The following is a 13778-nucleotide window of genomic DNA, read 5'->3' as shown; positions in this document are numbered from 1 at the left end:
CGCCCGGCCTAGCCGAACAGGTCCTGCCGGGGCGCGGGCGCCGCGTCGGCCTTGCGGCTCAGCAGGAACAGGCCGGTCTCGGCGCGCCAGTTCTCGATCGCCCGGGTGGGGTCGATCGGCCTGGCCGGCTTGCCGTTGGACAGAGCCGCGCAGGCGTCGATCCGCAGGTTGAGGTCGTCGCACAGGGCGGTGAAGTCGTGCAGGGTGCAAAGGTGGATGTTGGGCGTCGAATACCAAGGGTCCGGCAGGGCCTTGGTCTCCGGCATACGGCCCTTGGCGAGCAGGGCCCAGCGCACCCGCCACTGGCCGAAATTGGGCACCGAGACCACCGCCTTGTCGGCGATCCGCAACAGCTCCGACAGCACGTGCTTGGGCTCGCGCATCTGCTGCAGGGTCTTGGACAGGATGGCGTAGTCGAAGGCCTGGGTCGGGAAATGGTCGAGGTCGCGGTCGCCGTCCCCCTGCACCACGGCGAGGCCCCGCGCCAGGCAGGCCGAGACGCCCTTGGTGGAGATCTCCAGCCCCTGGCCGTCGCAGCCCTTTTCACGGGTCAGGAGTTCGAGCAGCTCGCCCTCGCCGCAGCCGACGTCCAGCACCCGGCTGCCGGGCCGCACCAGGCGCAGGATCTCCTTGAAGTCCTCGCGGATCGGGCCGGCCGTCACGCGATCCCCCGCTTTTCCGCCGCCGCGGCCAGGAAGCCGCGCAGGGCTGAATCCAGGGCCGGCTCATCCAGGAAGATGGCGTCGTGGCCCTTGTCGGTGGTGATCTCGGCGAAGCTGGCGCGGCAGCCGGCGGCGTTCAGGGCGCGCACGATGTCGCGGCTCTCGCTCGTCGAATAGAGCCAGTCCGAGGAGAAGGAGAGCACGCAGAACCGCACGTCGCGGGCCTTGCGGAAGGCCTGGGCCAGCACCCCGCCGTGCTGGGCGGCGAGGTCGAAATAGTCGAGCGCGCGGGTGATGTAGAGATAGGAGTTGGCGTCGAACCGGTCGACGAAGCTCGAGCCCTGGTGGCGCAGATAGCTCTCCACCTGGAAGTCGGCGTCGAAGCCCCAGGACAGGCCGTCACGCTGCAGCTCGCGGCCGAACTTCCGCTGCAGGGCCGATTCCGACAGATAGGTGATGTGCGCGGCCATGCGGGCGACGGCCAGACCCTTGTCCGGGCGCACGCCGGCCAATTCATAGGCGCCGGCCCGCCAGTCGGGATCGGCCATGATCGCGGCGCGGCCGACCTCGTGGAAGGCGATGTTCTGGGCCGAATGGCGCGGCGCCGCGGCGATGCAGATCGCCGAGAACAGCTTTTCCGGATAGTCCGCCGCCCACTGCAGGACCTGCATCCCGCCCATGGAGCCGCCGACCACGGCGAACAGGGTGTCGATGCCCAGGGCTTCGACCAGCATCTTCTGGGCCCGCGCCATGTCGGCGATGGTGATCACCGGGAAGGCCAGGGCATAGGGCGCACCCGTCTCCGGATTGATCGAGGCCGGGCCGGTCGAACCCATGCAGCCGCCGATCACATTGCTGCAGATGATGAAGTAGCGGGCCGGGTCGAGCGGCAGGCCGGGACCGACCACGCGGGTCCACCAGCCTGGCTTTCCGGTCACCGGATGGGTCGAGGCCAGATACTGGTCGCCGGTCAGGGCGTGGCAGACCAGGACGGCGTTCGACTTGTCGGCGTTGAGCTGGCCATAGGTCTTGTAGGCGATTTCGAGCGGCGCGATCTGGGCCCCGGAGTCCAGGCGCAGGGGCTGGTCGATCGGGAACCGCCAGGTTCCGCCGCCGGACGCCGCGTCGAGGGGGACTGTCGCCGTTTCGCTCATCGCGCCGCTTGGACAGCGGGGCGTATTATCTGTCAACCGCTTCGCGCGCGCGCTCTGGCCGGGTATGAACCTTGTCAGGGCTATGGAGTGAGTATGGACCGGCTGATCCTCTTGCGGCACGGCGACGCCGAGCGGGACTCTGAGAGCGGCGACGATTTCGACCGCCGCCTGTCGTCGCGCGGCCAGGCCGAGTCGACCCGCATGGGCGAGACCCTGGCCGAGATGGGCCTGATCCCGGACCTTGCCCTGGTCTCCGCCGCCGCCCGGGCCCGCGAGACCTGGGCCGCCGTCGCGCCGTCCTTTCCCAAGGCCCAGGCCCGGTTCGACGACGCCCTCTACCTGGCCGAGGCCGAGGTGTTCCGCCGCGCGGCGCTGGCCGCCGGCGCGGCGACCGGTTGCGTGCTGGTGGTCGGCCACAATCCCGGCCTGCAGGAACTGGCCATCCGCCTGCTCATGGAAGCCTCCGCCGGGGGCGCCCTGATCTCCCGCGTGCAGTCGGGCTTTCCGACCGCCGCCGCGGCGGTGTTCCTCATCGATTCGGCCGGGCGTCCGCACTATGACGGGCTGTTCTTTCCCAGGGACCGGACCTGATTCCGATGAGGCGCATCTACAAGATCCTGCCACGCGCCGACTGGGCCGAGGTCGAGATCGCCGGCGTGTTCGACGGCTCGGCGGTCGATCACGCCGACGGCTTCATCCATTTCTCCACCGCCGCCCAGGTCGCCGAGACCGCGCGCCGCCACTTCGCCGGCCAGGTCGATCTGGTGGTGTTGGAGATCGAGTCCGAGGACCTGGGCCCCGCCCTGCGCTGGGAGCCCTCTCGCGGCGGCGACCTCTTCCCCCATCTCTACGGCGTCCTGGACAAGGCCAAGGTCCGCGCCGTCCATGAGGCGCCCCTGGGTCCCGACGGGATCCCGGCCATCGGGATCCTGCCATGAGCCTCTTGCACGACGGCGTCGCCCGCGCCCTGCACCTGCTGGACGCCGAGGACGCCCACGGGGTGACGATCCGCGCCCTGGAGGCCGGTCTCGGACCGCGCGCCGCCGCCCCCGACCCGATCCTCGCCACCACCGTCGCGGGGCTCGCCCTGCCCAATTGCGTGGGCCTGGCCCCCGGCTTCGACAAGAACGCCCAGGTGTTCGGCCCCATGCTGGCCGCCGGCTTCGGCTTCGTCGAATGCGGCACGGTCACGCCCCTGCCCCAGGCGGGCAATCCGCGGCCGCGCCTGTTCCGGCTGAGCGAGGACCAGGCGGTGATCAACCGCATGGGCTTCAACAACCAGGGGGTCGAGGCCTTCGCCGCCCGGCTCGCCCGCCGCGGGCCCGGCGTGGTCGGCGCCAATATCGGCGCCAACAAGGACGCGACCGACCGCATCGGCGACTATGTGACCGGCCTGACCCGGCTCTGGGGCCTGGCCAGCTATTTCACCCTCAACATCTCCTCGCCCAATACGCCGGGCCTGCGCGCCCTGCAGACCAAGGCGGCGCTGGAGGAGCTGCTGGGCCGCACGGCCGAGGCCGCCGCCGCCCTGCCGGCCGCGGGGCGCGTCCCCATGTTCCTCAAGGTCGCGCCCGATCTGGAGGACGGCGAGGTCGAGGCCATCGTCGAGGCCGTGGTGGCCCACGGCCTGTCGGGGATCATCGTCTCCAACACCACCATCACCCGCCCGGCGCTGAAGAGCCGCCACGCCGGCGAGACCGGCGGCCTGTCCGGCGCGCCCCTGCGGCCGCTCGCCCAGTCGATGATGGCCGCCTTCCACGCCGCGGCCGCCGGCCGAACGGCCCTGATCGGCGCGGGGGGCATAGCCTCCGGCGCCGACGCCTACGCCCGCATCCGCGCCGGCGCCCAGGCGGTCCAGCTCTATTCGGCCATGGTCTATGGCGGGCCGGGCCTGGTGACCCGAATCCGGCGCGATCTGGCCGCCCGCCTGCGCGCCGACGGCTTCGGCGCCGTCGCCGAGGCGGTGGGCGCAGCTTGACCTTCGGGCCTTTCCCCTGGGACGCGAGGCGGGGCCGCGTTGCTCTCCACCTCGCGATGACGTAACGGGGAGTCGTCATGGCCGACGCCCCTGAGCCTCAGACGTCCTTGAGGCGCCCCGGAAGGCGCTTCTTCTGGCCGGGCGGCCTGTCCGCACGACTGCTGATCCTCACCACCCTGTTCGTCGCGCGCCGGCGCGCTCGCCCTGCCGCCGACCCTGGCGGCCTTCGAGGAGCAGTGGCTTCTCGACCGGGTGCGGGCGGCCGAACTCGCCTCGCTCTCCACCGAGGTCGCCCCCGACCGCGGCGTCACCAAGCAGCTCTCCGACCAGCTCCTGACCGGCGCCGGGGTCGAGACCATCGCCATCCAGGCCGACGGCCTGCGCCGGCTGGTGCTGCAGGGCCCGCGCCTGGCCCAGGCGCCCTATCTGGTCGACCTGCGCGACCAGGCGCCGGTGTCGTGGATCACCGCGCCCTTCCAGACCCTGTTCGGCGGCGACGGCCGCATGGTCCGGGTGATCGCCGAGCCGCGCTTCCGCAAGGCCGACTTCGTGGAGATCGTCGCTCCCGACGCCGAGCTGAAGCGGGCGCTGTCGGACTATGTCGGCCGGCTGATCCTGGTGGTGGGCTTCGTGGCGGGCCTGGCCGGCCTCCTGGTCTATCTCTCGCTCAATCTGTTCCTGGTCCGCCCCATGCAGCGGATCACCTTCGCCATGGAGCGGTTCCGCGCCGACCCTGACGATCCGGCTTCGCACCTGGAGCCCTCCGGCCGCCGCGACGAGATCGGCCGCGCCGAGGTGGAGCTCGACCGCATGCAGGCCGACCTGCGGGTCGCGCTCAACGCCCGCGCCCGACTGGCGGCGCTCGGCGAGGCGGTGGCCAAGATCAATCACGACCTGCGCAACATGCTGACCAGCGCCCAGATCGCCTCGGAGCGGCTGGCGGCGGTCAAGGACCCCCAGGTGGCCCAGGCCATGCCGCGTCTGGAGCGGGCTCTGGACCGGGCCGTCAAGCTGGCCTCCGACGTGCTGGCCTATGGCAAGACCCAGGAGCCGGCGCCGGACGCCCGACCCGTGCCCCTGGCGGATGCGCTGGAGATGGCGGCGGAAGAGGCGCGGCTGCTCGACAAGGCCGTGCGGTTCTCCAACGAGGTCGACCCCGCCGTCCAGGTCCAGGCCGATCCCGACCAGCTGCACCGCATCCTGGTCAATCTCCTGAAGAACGCGCGTGAGGCCATCGAGCAGCAGGCCGGCCGCGACGCGCCGGGTGTCATACGGGCGAGCTTCGTCCAGGAACCGATGTCCGGCCTGATCCGCCTGGCCGACAATGGTCCGGGCGTGCCCGACCGCGCCCGCGAGCGCCTGTTCCAGCCCTTCGCCGGCTCCAGCCGCCCGGGGGGCGCGGGCCTGGGCCTGGCCATCGCCCGCGAGCTCGCCCAGGGCCACGGCGGCGATCTCAGCCTGGCCGACAGCGGGCCGGAAGGCGCCGTGTTCGAACTGCGTCTGCCCGGCGTCCCGCCCCGCCTCGACAAGCCGAAACGGGCGCGGCGGAAGAAGCCGACGGCGGAGTAGGGGCCACACCCCTACCGCTCATCCCGGCGAAAGCCGGGACCCAGATGGACAAGCTCAGAGGCTGGCTCCATGGGCGCGGAGCCGCTCCAGTCCGCTACTCAGTTCTGGGATCTGGATCCCGGCCTTCGCCGGGATGAGCGGATTGTGGAAGGGGCCGGGAGCCTCAGGGCTGCTTCGCCACGCCCTCGCGGCGGGGATCGGCGCCGCCGTCCAGGCCCTTAGGCGTGACCATGATGCCGTGAAGGCCGGAGCCCTCGCCGCCGAAGCCGGCCATCACCTTGACCCCCTTGGCGGCCAGGCCGTCGACCACCCCCGGCGCGAACTTGGCGGGCTCGGAGGCGTAGGTGTCGCCGCGGGCGATCAGGTTCGGCAGGGCCACGGCCTCCTGCATGGTGAGCTTCCAGTCCAGCACCCCGACCAGGGCCTTGAGGTTATAGGCCAGGATCGCCGGGCCGCCGGGGGAGCCCACCAGGCCGGCCAGCTTGCCCTTGCGGTCGAGGATGATCGCCGGGGCCATGGAGGAGCGCGGGCGCTTGCCGCCGGCCACCGCATTGGCGGCGGCCACGCCGTCCTTCTCCTTCGGGGCGAAGGAGAAGTCGGTCAGCTGGTTGTTCAGGAAGAAGCCGTCGACCATGCGGCCGGTGCCGAAAATGCTTTCGACTGTGGTGGTCATGGACACCGCGTTCCCGGCGGCGTCGACGATCACCATGTGGGTGGTGCCGCCCGGCTCCTTGGTGGCGTCCGGCGCGCGCACGCCGGCGCCCTTCGGCTTGCCCGGCTCCGGCGCGGGGCCGGCCTTGTCCGGGTTGATCAGGGCGGCGCGGGCCTTCAGATAGGCCGGGTCCAGCAGGCCGGCCATCGGCACATCGACGAAGTCCGGGTCGCCGTAATAGCGGTCGCGGTCGACATACATCAGCCGCTCGGCCTGGCTCATCAGATACCAGCCCTGGACCTTGTCCGGCCCGTACTTGTTGATGTCGGTGTTGGCGAGGATGCCCAGCCCCTCCAGCAGGGCGGGACCGCCCGACGGCGCCGGCGGGGTGCAGACCACATAGACGCGGTAGGGGCGGCAGACCGCCTCGCTGACCTTGGGCTTGTAGGCCTTGAGGTCGGCGAGCGTCATGGTCCCGGGCAGGGGTCCCTGGGTCGTGCGGTTGACGATGTCCTGGGCGATCGGGCCTTCCAGCAGGGCCTTGGGGCCCTCGGCGGCGATCTTGCGCAGGGTCGCGGCATAGGCCGGGTTCTTCAGGGTGTCGCCGGCCTGGTACTTGGTCCCGTCGGGCTTGGTGAAATAGGCGACGGCGTCCGGCTCGCGGGCCTGGGGCGCGGGGCCGGTGATCATGCCGGCCAGGCGGGGGCTGACCACGAAGCCCTGGTCGGCCAGACGCTCGGCGTCGACGAACAGGCCCGACCAGGCGAGCTTGCCGTGCTGGGACTGGGCAAGCGACAGCATGGCGACGGCGCCCGGCACACCGGTGGCCCGGCCCGAGAGCAGGCCCTGGAGGAAGGGCAGGGGCTTGCCGTCGGCGCCCAGGAACATGTCCGGCGTCGCGCCGGCGGGCGCGGTCTCGCGGCCGTTATAGGCGGTCACCTTGCGGGTCTTGGCGTCGTAATAGGTCATGAATGACCCGCCGCCGAGGCCGGAGCTCTGCGGCTCCACCAGGCCAAGCACCGCCTGGATCGCCACGGCCGCGTCCACCGCCGAACCGCCGCGGCGCAGAACGTTCAGTCCCGCCTCCACGGCCAGAGGATTGGCGGCGGCCACCATGCCCTTGGAGGCCGGGGCGGCGGCGGCCGGGGCCTTCGGCTTGGCGTCTGCCGGCGCGGCGACGGCGGCGGACATCGCCAGGGCGGTGGCGAGGGCGAGGACTGAACGCTGAATGGAGGACAAGGCGGACCCGCGGAACAATGGCTTCAAGTGATGGGGCCAACATAGCGAGCCGCGCGTGGACAACAAACGCCTGGGCGTGCACTTCCTGCGCTCATGAGCGAAAGACCCTCCGCCGCCCCCGGTTTGCGCAATCTGATCACCGACGTGCCCGGCCTGAAGATCGGCCAGGCCCAGGACGCGGCCGCCCGCACCGGCGTCACCGTCATCCTGCCCGACGACCGCGCCGTGGCGGGCTGCGACGTGCGCGGCGGCGGCCCCGGCACGCGGGAGACCGACGCCCTGAACCCCGAGAACCTGGTCGATGCGGTCGACGCCATCGTGCTGTCCGGCGGCTCGGTCTATGGCCTGGCCGCCGCCGACGGGGTCACCGCCTGGCTGGGCGCGCGGGGCCGCGGCTATGGGATGGTGACCCGGCCGGACGTGCCGCCCTCGCCGGTGGTGCCCGCCGCCATCCTCTATGACGTGGCCAATGGCGGCGACCGCGCCTGGGGCGAGGATCCGCCCTATCGCCGCCTGGGCCGCGAGGCGGTGGCCGCCGCCGGCCTGGAATTCGACCTCGGCACGGCCGGGGCGGGCTATGGCGCCATGGCCGGAAGTCTCAAGGGCGGAACCGGCTCGGCCTCGGTGGTCGCCGCCGACGGCCTGACGGTGGGCGCCATCGTGGCGGTGAACAGCTTCGGCTCGGTGGTCGCGCCCGGCGGCAAGGCGTTCTGGGCGGCGCCCTACGAGTTGGCCGGCGAGTTCGGCGGCCTGGGCGCGGCGGGCATCTCCGCCGGCCCCGACGACTGGGGCCTGGCCAAGGCCGACCCTCAGCAGCGGATGAACACCACCATCGCCTGCGTGGCCACCGACGTGATCCTCACCCCCGCCCAGGCCCGTCGCGTAGCGATGATGGCCCAGGACGGCCTGGCCCGCGCCATCCGCCCGATCCACGCCCCCTTCGACGGCGACGTGGTCTTCGCCCTGTCCACCGGCCGCCGGCCCTTGGGCGAGGACGCCAATTTCACCCTGGCGCGGATCGGGGCGCTCGCCGCCGACTGCCTGGCCCGCGCCGTGGCCCGCGGCGTCCACGCCGCCGCGCCCTGGCCCGGGGTGCGGGCCTGGCGCGACCTCTGAGGCCGGCTTTAACCCCGCCGCGAAATTTCCTGCTCAGACCGGCTTGCGCTTTCCGCACGCCGCGACTAGGTTCCGCGCCCTTGCCGTAAGGCACTGCGCGCCCGTAGCTCAGCTGGATAGAGCATCAGACTACGAATCTGAGGGTCGGACGTTCGAATCGTTCCGGGCGCGCCATTTCTTCCTGAAAATCAGTAGTCTGGAAGTTAAGTCGTGGGGCCGCCACGCCTCTAGGTTAGGATGAAGACGGGCTTAGGGGCGGGCCTTGGCTCAAGGTCGATCTTTTGGAGGCCATTTGTCCACGCTGGTGTGCTGGGACGATCTTCAATCGGCCGGCTAGAGTCGCTCCAACATCAGCCCGTGGCCCATATGGCGGGGGCCCGGGGGCACTTCTCGATATCGGGATCGATATCCAACTCCCAGCGCGGCCGCCAGCCCTCAGCATATGCCCGGTCACTGTCGGCCAGGAGCAGCAAGAACGCGCCGACTGAAGACCCTGCCGCCCATTCCGGTTTCTCATAACTGCGCTCATGGTCGAAGAAGTAGACGGCTGGAGCTTCGGGGCCCGAGGTTAGATCCAGTCCATAGAAATTACCGCACCCGTCGTCGAAGAGTGGCACTGCGTCAGCGTGCAAGAGCTTGGTTATGAGTTCGTCGGGCGTGCGCCAGCCGACGTGCTCGTTCCAATGAGGGGTGATGGCGGAGAACTCGCCAATGCCCGCAATACGTTCCCGATAGAATTCAACCAGGTCCGGGGGCAACTCTCGCCCCAACAAATCGCGGACGTGCTCTACAATCCTGCTTGAGTGGTCCTGGCGCTCACGCTTGAGAAGTCGTCGCTCCTCCAGTTGGCGCGCTGCCTCATGGATGGAAATTTTCAAATTGGTCCCCCTTCCCGTGGCGGCGTGTTGGAGCGCGGCACCCCTGCGCGGCGGATGTAGGCTTCGACCATTCTATCAATGCGCAGTTTGGCCTCCATTAGCTCCGCTTGGGTTGGCAACCTTCCCTTCAGCGATCTGCTGAAGTCGGCCCAGGCGCGGGTCGCGATGTCGTGGGCTTCTCCTCGCAGGCCCCATAGGTTCGCGAGCCTATTCGGATCGGCATTGGGTTTAAGGTGCGCCCACTCAAGCGGATCGCTATGATGAACCTCCGCCTGCATCGCCTTTGTGGGGATGCCGTTCGCGCGCGCGAGCTTGGTCCTGGCAGCTCTCCTAAGAATGTTTTTTTGGGTCTCAGTCAGGGCTTGCGCCAGCTTCTGAGCGCCGCGTTGCCAGGGCTCGCGATTGACGAAATTCAGCGGCATTTCGACCGCATCTGCGATGAGCGGCCGGCTTGCAATAGCGGCACCCTCGATACCTAACACAGCTGCGACAGGCGCCAGCGCGGGAATTGCAAGCCAACTATTCTGCTTGTCGATGTCGCGCGCGGTCTGAGCAAACTCCGTCTGCTGTCGGCGGAGTTCAACAAGATCGTCGGGCATCGGCGCGTACAGCCTACCGTATGATGTTCCCTGGGAGCTCTGGGGCTTCTGGTGAGTGACGCCGGCTCCAGATGATTTACTTGTAGGAACAGTCGGCCAGAAGATTGCGTTAGATTGCGCCGTAGCGACTGCGGGAGGGCCCCAGACCGTCGATCGATCACACGCCCGCCTAGCCTCACCACGTCTGCCGTTCGGGGGGCGGACAGATTTTCACCGGTGCTCGTTGAAGCAGCCCAAATCGCCCGGCCTGAATGTTCCGCCCAATTGCGAGCGGCAACCTCGATAGCGCGACGTAGGATGAACTCTGGCGTTGTCTCACCTTCGCTCAGCAGCGCCGGATGGCTGCTATCCATGAAAACCTCATCTTTGTCTTTGATTGCTCGGTGGACGGCGCAAGCCAGGCGCGCGACTCCAACTGCTAGGATCATCGCACAAACGTCAGGCAACGACAAGAACAAAAAGAGAACATATGTATCGAGACAACGGCTGATCTCTTAGGGGCGTGCCGTTCCCATGGCCGCAATTTGGCACGCCACCGCGCTTGATCGTCGGAGAATCGCCCACCCACGCTCTCAATGCTCCGGCGCCACCACCGCACAGCCGAACGCCCCAATCAAAGCCCCGCGGCTCCCCACGACGTTAGGTTGAGGCTTCACAATTCGCGCGCCTCCATCTAAGTTCCCCATATGTTCCATGGGGGCTTCGATGAAAACCGCAGAGATCAGCTTTCAATTCCCGGTCCTGGGCTTCACCACCGGCGGCGAGATCTGGGGTTTTCCGGATCTTGATCGGCTCACGAAATGCGGGCCCAGAACGCTTCGGGACAACATGCAGGACGGGATGGAGCTGATCGACGCGGACGGGCGGCGCTGGCGGGTGCGGTCGATCACCCGGATCGGCCGCGCCGGGGGCTGGTGGACCATGTTCTCCCCTTTCGGTCCGTCGCAGTGGCGGATCGAACAGGATCTGGAGCCGATGGAGCCTGTCACTCTGGCTGAGGTTCAGCGCCGCGCCTGCGCAGCGATGGAGGGCTTCGCACAGGATTATATGGACGGCGACGACCGTAGCGAGCTGGACGGCACGCTCGGCAAGGTGAGGCGGACCACCACGATTGGCGAGATCTATCCCCTCCTGAACCCCGACACCTTCGAACCCTGTTGATCCCAACCGCACCGCCTATATTGACGCGGCGCATTGTTTCGCTCCGGGGCGCGTGATCTAGGGCCCGGACGACGTCGTTCAGGATCACACCCATGCCCCGCCTTCCGCTGGATCGCCGAACCCTGCTGCGGGGCGCGGGCGTTGCGGGGGCTGCGGCGGCGCTGGACGGCCTCCTGCCGGCCTGGGCGCAGAGCGCCGGAATGGGCGGGATGATGGGTCATATGGCCGCCTCGGGCGCGGTTCCGCCCGCCGGACCCACCCTTGTGGGCCCCGACATCGCGCTGTCGGTCGGTGAGATCCATTTCGAGATCGACGGCAAGCCCGCCCATGCGGTGGGCATGAACGGCACGGTGCCGGCGCCCCTGATCCGACTGCGCGAGGGGCAGTCGGCGCGGATCAAGGTGACCAACGGCCTCGACGAGGACACCTCGGTCCACTGGCACGGCCTCTTGCTGCCCTTCCAGATGGACGGGGTGCCGGGCCTGACCTTTCCGGGGATCAAGCCGGGCGAGACCTTCACCTACGAGTTCCCGGTCATCCAGTCGGGGACCTACTGGTATCACAGCCATTCCGGCCTGCAGGAGCCGATGGGCCACTATGGCCCGATCATCATCGATCCCGCCGGCCCCGACCCCATCGCCTATGACCGCGAGCACGTGGTCATGCTGTCGGACTTCAGCCCGATCCATCCCCACGCCCTGATGCAGAAGCTGAAGCAGCAGCCCGGCGTGTTCAATTTCCAGCGCGAGACGGTGGCGGGCCTGCTGGCCGGGAAGGACCAGCCGCTGAAGGACCGGATGGAATGGGCCAAGATGCTCATGGACCCGGCCGACATCTCCGACCTGACCGGGGCCACCTTCGCCTTCCTGATCAACGGCCATGGGCCGGGCGACAACTGGACAGGCCTGTTTACGCCCGGCGAGCGGGTGCGGCTGAGGTTCATCAACGCCGCGGCCCAGACCATCTTCAACATCCGCATCCCCGGCCTGAAGCTGACCGTGGTGGCCGCCGACGGCCAGCCGGTGCGCCCGGTCGAGGTCGATGAGTTCCAGATCGGCAACGCCGAGACCTTTGACGTCATCGTCCAGGCCTTCGAGGACAAGGCCTTCACCCTGGTCGCCGAGGCTGTCGACCGCTCGGGCATGGCGTGCGGGACGCTCGCGCCGCGGCCCGGCATGAGCGCCGAGGTTCCGCCGCTTCGCGCCCGGCCGCTGGCCACCATGCGCGACATGGGCATGGACATGCCGAAGATGGCCGGCATGTCTGGGGGCGGCATGGACATGTCCATGCTCAATCCGAAGAACGCGCCCCAGGTGAAGATGGGGCCCGGCGTCCAGTCGATCGCCCCCATGCCGACGTACCGCACCGGCGAGCCGGGGCAGGGGCTCGAGGGGCTGGATCACAGGATCCTGGTCTATACCGACCTCGCGGCGCTGGCGCCCAACCCGGACACGCGCGCGCCGAGCCGCGCGCTGGAGATCCACCTGACCGGCAATATGGAACGGTTCATGTGGGGCTTTGACGGGGTCAGCTATGCCGACGGGCCGCCGCCCTATCCGTTCCGCAAGGGCGAGCGGGTGCGGGTGACCCTGGTCAATGACACCATGATGGCCCACCCGATCCACCTGCACGGCCACTTCTTCGAGCTGGTGCAGGGAACCGCTGGCCACATGCCGCGCAAGCACACGGTGGTCGTGGCGCCGGGGGGCAAGGTGGATTTCGACTTCACCGCCGAGCCGGGCGACTGGGCCTTCCACTGCCACATGCTCTATCACATGCACGCCGGCATGTTTCAGGTGTTCGCCGTGCGGCCCTTCGACGGGGAGGCCGGCTGATGCGCATCCCCCTGATCGCCCCCCTGATCGTCCTCGCGCTTCTGTTCCTCGCCGGCCCCGCCGCGGCCCAGGCGACCCACGACATGTCCGGCATGGACATGAGCCATATGGACATGGGCCATGCGGCTCCGCCCGCCGCCGCGCCGGCCGAGGGCGAGGCAGGCCCGCCGTCGGTCGCCGAGACCCCGACCGCCCCGCCCCCGGTTCCGACCGACCACGCCGCCGAGCGCTACTATTCGCCCGCGGCCATGGCCGCGGCCCGCCAGGTGCTGCGGACCGAGCATGGCGGCATGCGCATGTCCAAGGTGATGGCCGATCTCCTCGAGTATCAGGCTCGCTCCGGCGGCGACGGCTATCGCTGGGCCGGCGAGGCCTGGACGGGGGGCGACCTCAACCGGCTGGTCCTCAAGACGGAGGGCGAGGGCGCCGTCCGCGGCGGCGTGGAGGCGGCCGAACTGCAGGCGCTCTATTCCCGCGCCGTGACCCGCTACACCGACCTGCAAGTCGGCCTGCGCCAGGACTTCAAGCCCACGCCGTCTCGCACCTATCTGACCGCCGGTTTCCAGACCCTGCTGCCCTATTGGCTGGAGACGCAAGGGGCTGTGTTCCTGTCGGACAAGGGCGACCTGCTGGGCCGGCTGGAGGGGACCTATGACCTGCGCCTCACCCAGCGCCTGATCCTCCAGCCCCGCGTCGAATTGAACCTCGCCGCCCAGGATCAGCCGCGGATCGGGGTCGGCTCGGGGCTCTCGACGGCGGAGCTGGGCCTGCGCCTGCGCTATGAGCTCAAGCGCGAGTTCGCCCCCTATGTCGGGGTCTCCTATGACCGCCGTTTTGGCCGCACCGCCGACTATGCCCGCGCCGCCGGCCGGGAGGTGGAGGCGACCAGCGTCGTGGTCGGCGTGCGCGCCTGGTACTGACGGCCAAGCGCGCCG

Annotated in this window: 13 protein-coding genes and 1 tRNA gene; 9 read left to right on the top strand and 5 right to left on the bottom strand. The window is 69.4% G+C overall.

The features are described from left to right. Window positions 1-8: 8 nt before the first annotated feature. Both metW and metX read right to left on the bottom strand, forming a co-directional pair. A complete protein-coding gene (gene metW, locus MQH10_RS11405) occupies window positions 9-662 on the bottom strand; it encodes a methionine biosynthesis protein MetW (protein ID WP_242564178.1) in 654 nt (217 codons plus the stop codon). Beyond that, window positions 659-1816 carry a homoserine O-acetyltransferase MetX gene (gene metX, locus MQH10_RS11400; protein ID WP_242564177.1) on the bottom strand — a complete coding sequence of 386 codons (1158 nt, stop codon included), beginning with the start codon at window positions 1814-1816 and terminating at the stop codon, window positions 659-661. The genes metW and metX overlap by 4 nt, the downstream gene beginning before the upstream one ends. A 93-nt stretch (window positions 1817-1909) precedes the next feature. On the opposite strand from metX, the gene MQH10_RS11395 reads away from it, so the two are divergent. From MQH10_RS11395 to MQH10_RS11380, 4 genes are all read left to right on the top strand, one after another. After that, entirely contained in the window at window positions 1910-2407 is a 498-nt protein-coding gene (locus MQH10_RS11395) for a SixA phosphatase family protein (protein WP_242564176.1), read from the top strand. A gap of 5 nt (window positions 2408-2412) precedes the next feature. After that, a complete protein-coding gene (locus MQH10_RS11390) occupies window positions 2413-2754 on the top strand; it encodes a DUF952 domain-containing protein (protein WP_242564175.1) in 342 nt (113 codons plus the stop codon). Further along, entirely contained in the window at window positions 2751-3794 is a 1044-nt protein-coding gene (locus tag MQH10_RS11385) for a quinone-dependent dihydroorotate dehydrogenase (RefSeq protein WP_242564174.1), read from the top strand. Before MQH10_RS11390 ends, MQH10_RS11385 begins: the two co-directional genes overlap by 4 nt. A 252-nt stretch (window positions 3795-4046) precedes the next feature. Further along, on the top strand, window positions 4047-5363 hold the full coding sequence (locus MQH10_RS11380) for a sensor histidine kinase (protein ID WP_336605082.1): 1317 nt from the start codon (window positions 4047-4049) through the stop codon (window positions 5361-5363). 163 nt (window positions 5364-5526) lie between these two features. Here MQH10_RS11380 and ggt read toward each other — a convergent pair whose 3' ends face one another. After that, a complete protein-coding gene (gene ggt, locus MQH10_RS11375) occupies window positions 5527-7206 on the bottom strand; it encodes a gamma-glutamyltransferase (protein ID WP_272886880.1) in 1680 nt (559 codons plus the stop codon). Window positions 7207-7347: 141 nt separating this feature from the next. Here ggt and MQH10_RS11370 point away from each other — a divergent pair, with 141 nt between their 5' ends. Together MQH10_RS11370 and MQH10_RS11365 are read left to right on the top strand one after the other, a co-directional pair. Further along, window positions 7348-8370 (top strand): P1 family peptidase, encoded by a 1023-nt coding sequence (locus MQH10_RS11370; protein ID WP_242564173.1) that lies wholly within the window; start codon window positions 7348-7350, stop codon window positions 8368-8370. A 97-nt stretch (window positions 8371-8467) separates the two neighbouring features. After that, a tRNA-Arg gene (locus MQH10_RS11365) sits at window positions 8468-8544 on the top strand. 176 nt (window positions 8545-8720) lie between these two features. Here MQH10_RS11365 and MQH10_RS11360 read toward each other — a convergent pair. Beyond that, entirely contained in the window at window positions 8721-9248 is a 528-nt protein-coding gene (locus MQH10_RS11360; protein WP_242564172.1) for an SMI1/KNR4 family protein, read from the bottom strand. Next, window positions 9245-9847: a hypothetical protein gene (locus MQH10_RS11355; RefSeq protein ID WP_242564171.1), complete on the bottom strand. Its 603-nt coding sequence runs from the start codon at window positions 9845-9847 to the stop codon at window positions 9245-9247. The genes MQH10_RS11360 and MQH10_RS11355 overlap by 4 nt, the downstream gene beginning before the upstream one ends. A gap of 705 nt (window positions 9848-10552) precedes the next feature. Between MQH10_RS11355 and MQH10_RS11350 the strand changes: the two genes are divergently transcribed. The 3 genes from MQH10_RS11350 to MQH10_RS11340 all read left to right on the top strand — a co-directional run bounded on the left by MQH10_RS11350 (window position 10553) and on the right by MQH10_RS11340 (window position 13763). Next, a complete protein-coding gene (locus MQH10_RS11350; RefSeq protein ID WP_242564170.1) occupies window positions 10553-11008 on the top strand; it encodes a hypothetical protein in 456 nt (151 codons plus the stop codon). A 92-nt stretch (window positions 11009-11100) separates the two neighbouring features. Continuing rightward, window positions 11101-12843, top strand: coding sequence for a copper resistance system multicopper oxidase (locus MQH10_RS11345; RefSeq protein ID WP_242564169.1), 1743 nt, complete (start codon window positions 11101-11103; stop codon window positions 12841-12843). Next, on the top strand, window positions 12843-13763 hold the full coding sequence (locus MQH10_RS11340) for a copper resistance protein B (RefSeq protein ID WP_242564168.1): 921 nt from the start codon (window positions 12843-12845) through the stop codon (window positions 13761-13763). Before MQH10_RS11345 ends, MQH10_RS11340 begins: the two co-directional genes overlap by 1 nt. Window positions 13764-13778: the final 15 nt, after the last annotated feature.

The sequence above is a fragment of the Phenylobacterium aquaticum genome (genome assembly GCF_022695515.1).
Taxonomy (GTDB): Bacteria; Pseudomonadota; Alphaproteobacteria; order Caulobacterales; family Caulobacteraceae; genus Phenylobacterium; species Phenylobacterium aquaticum.
This window is presented reverse-complemented; position numbering and strand designations above follow the sequence as displayed.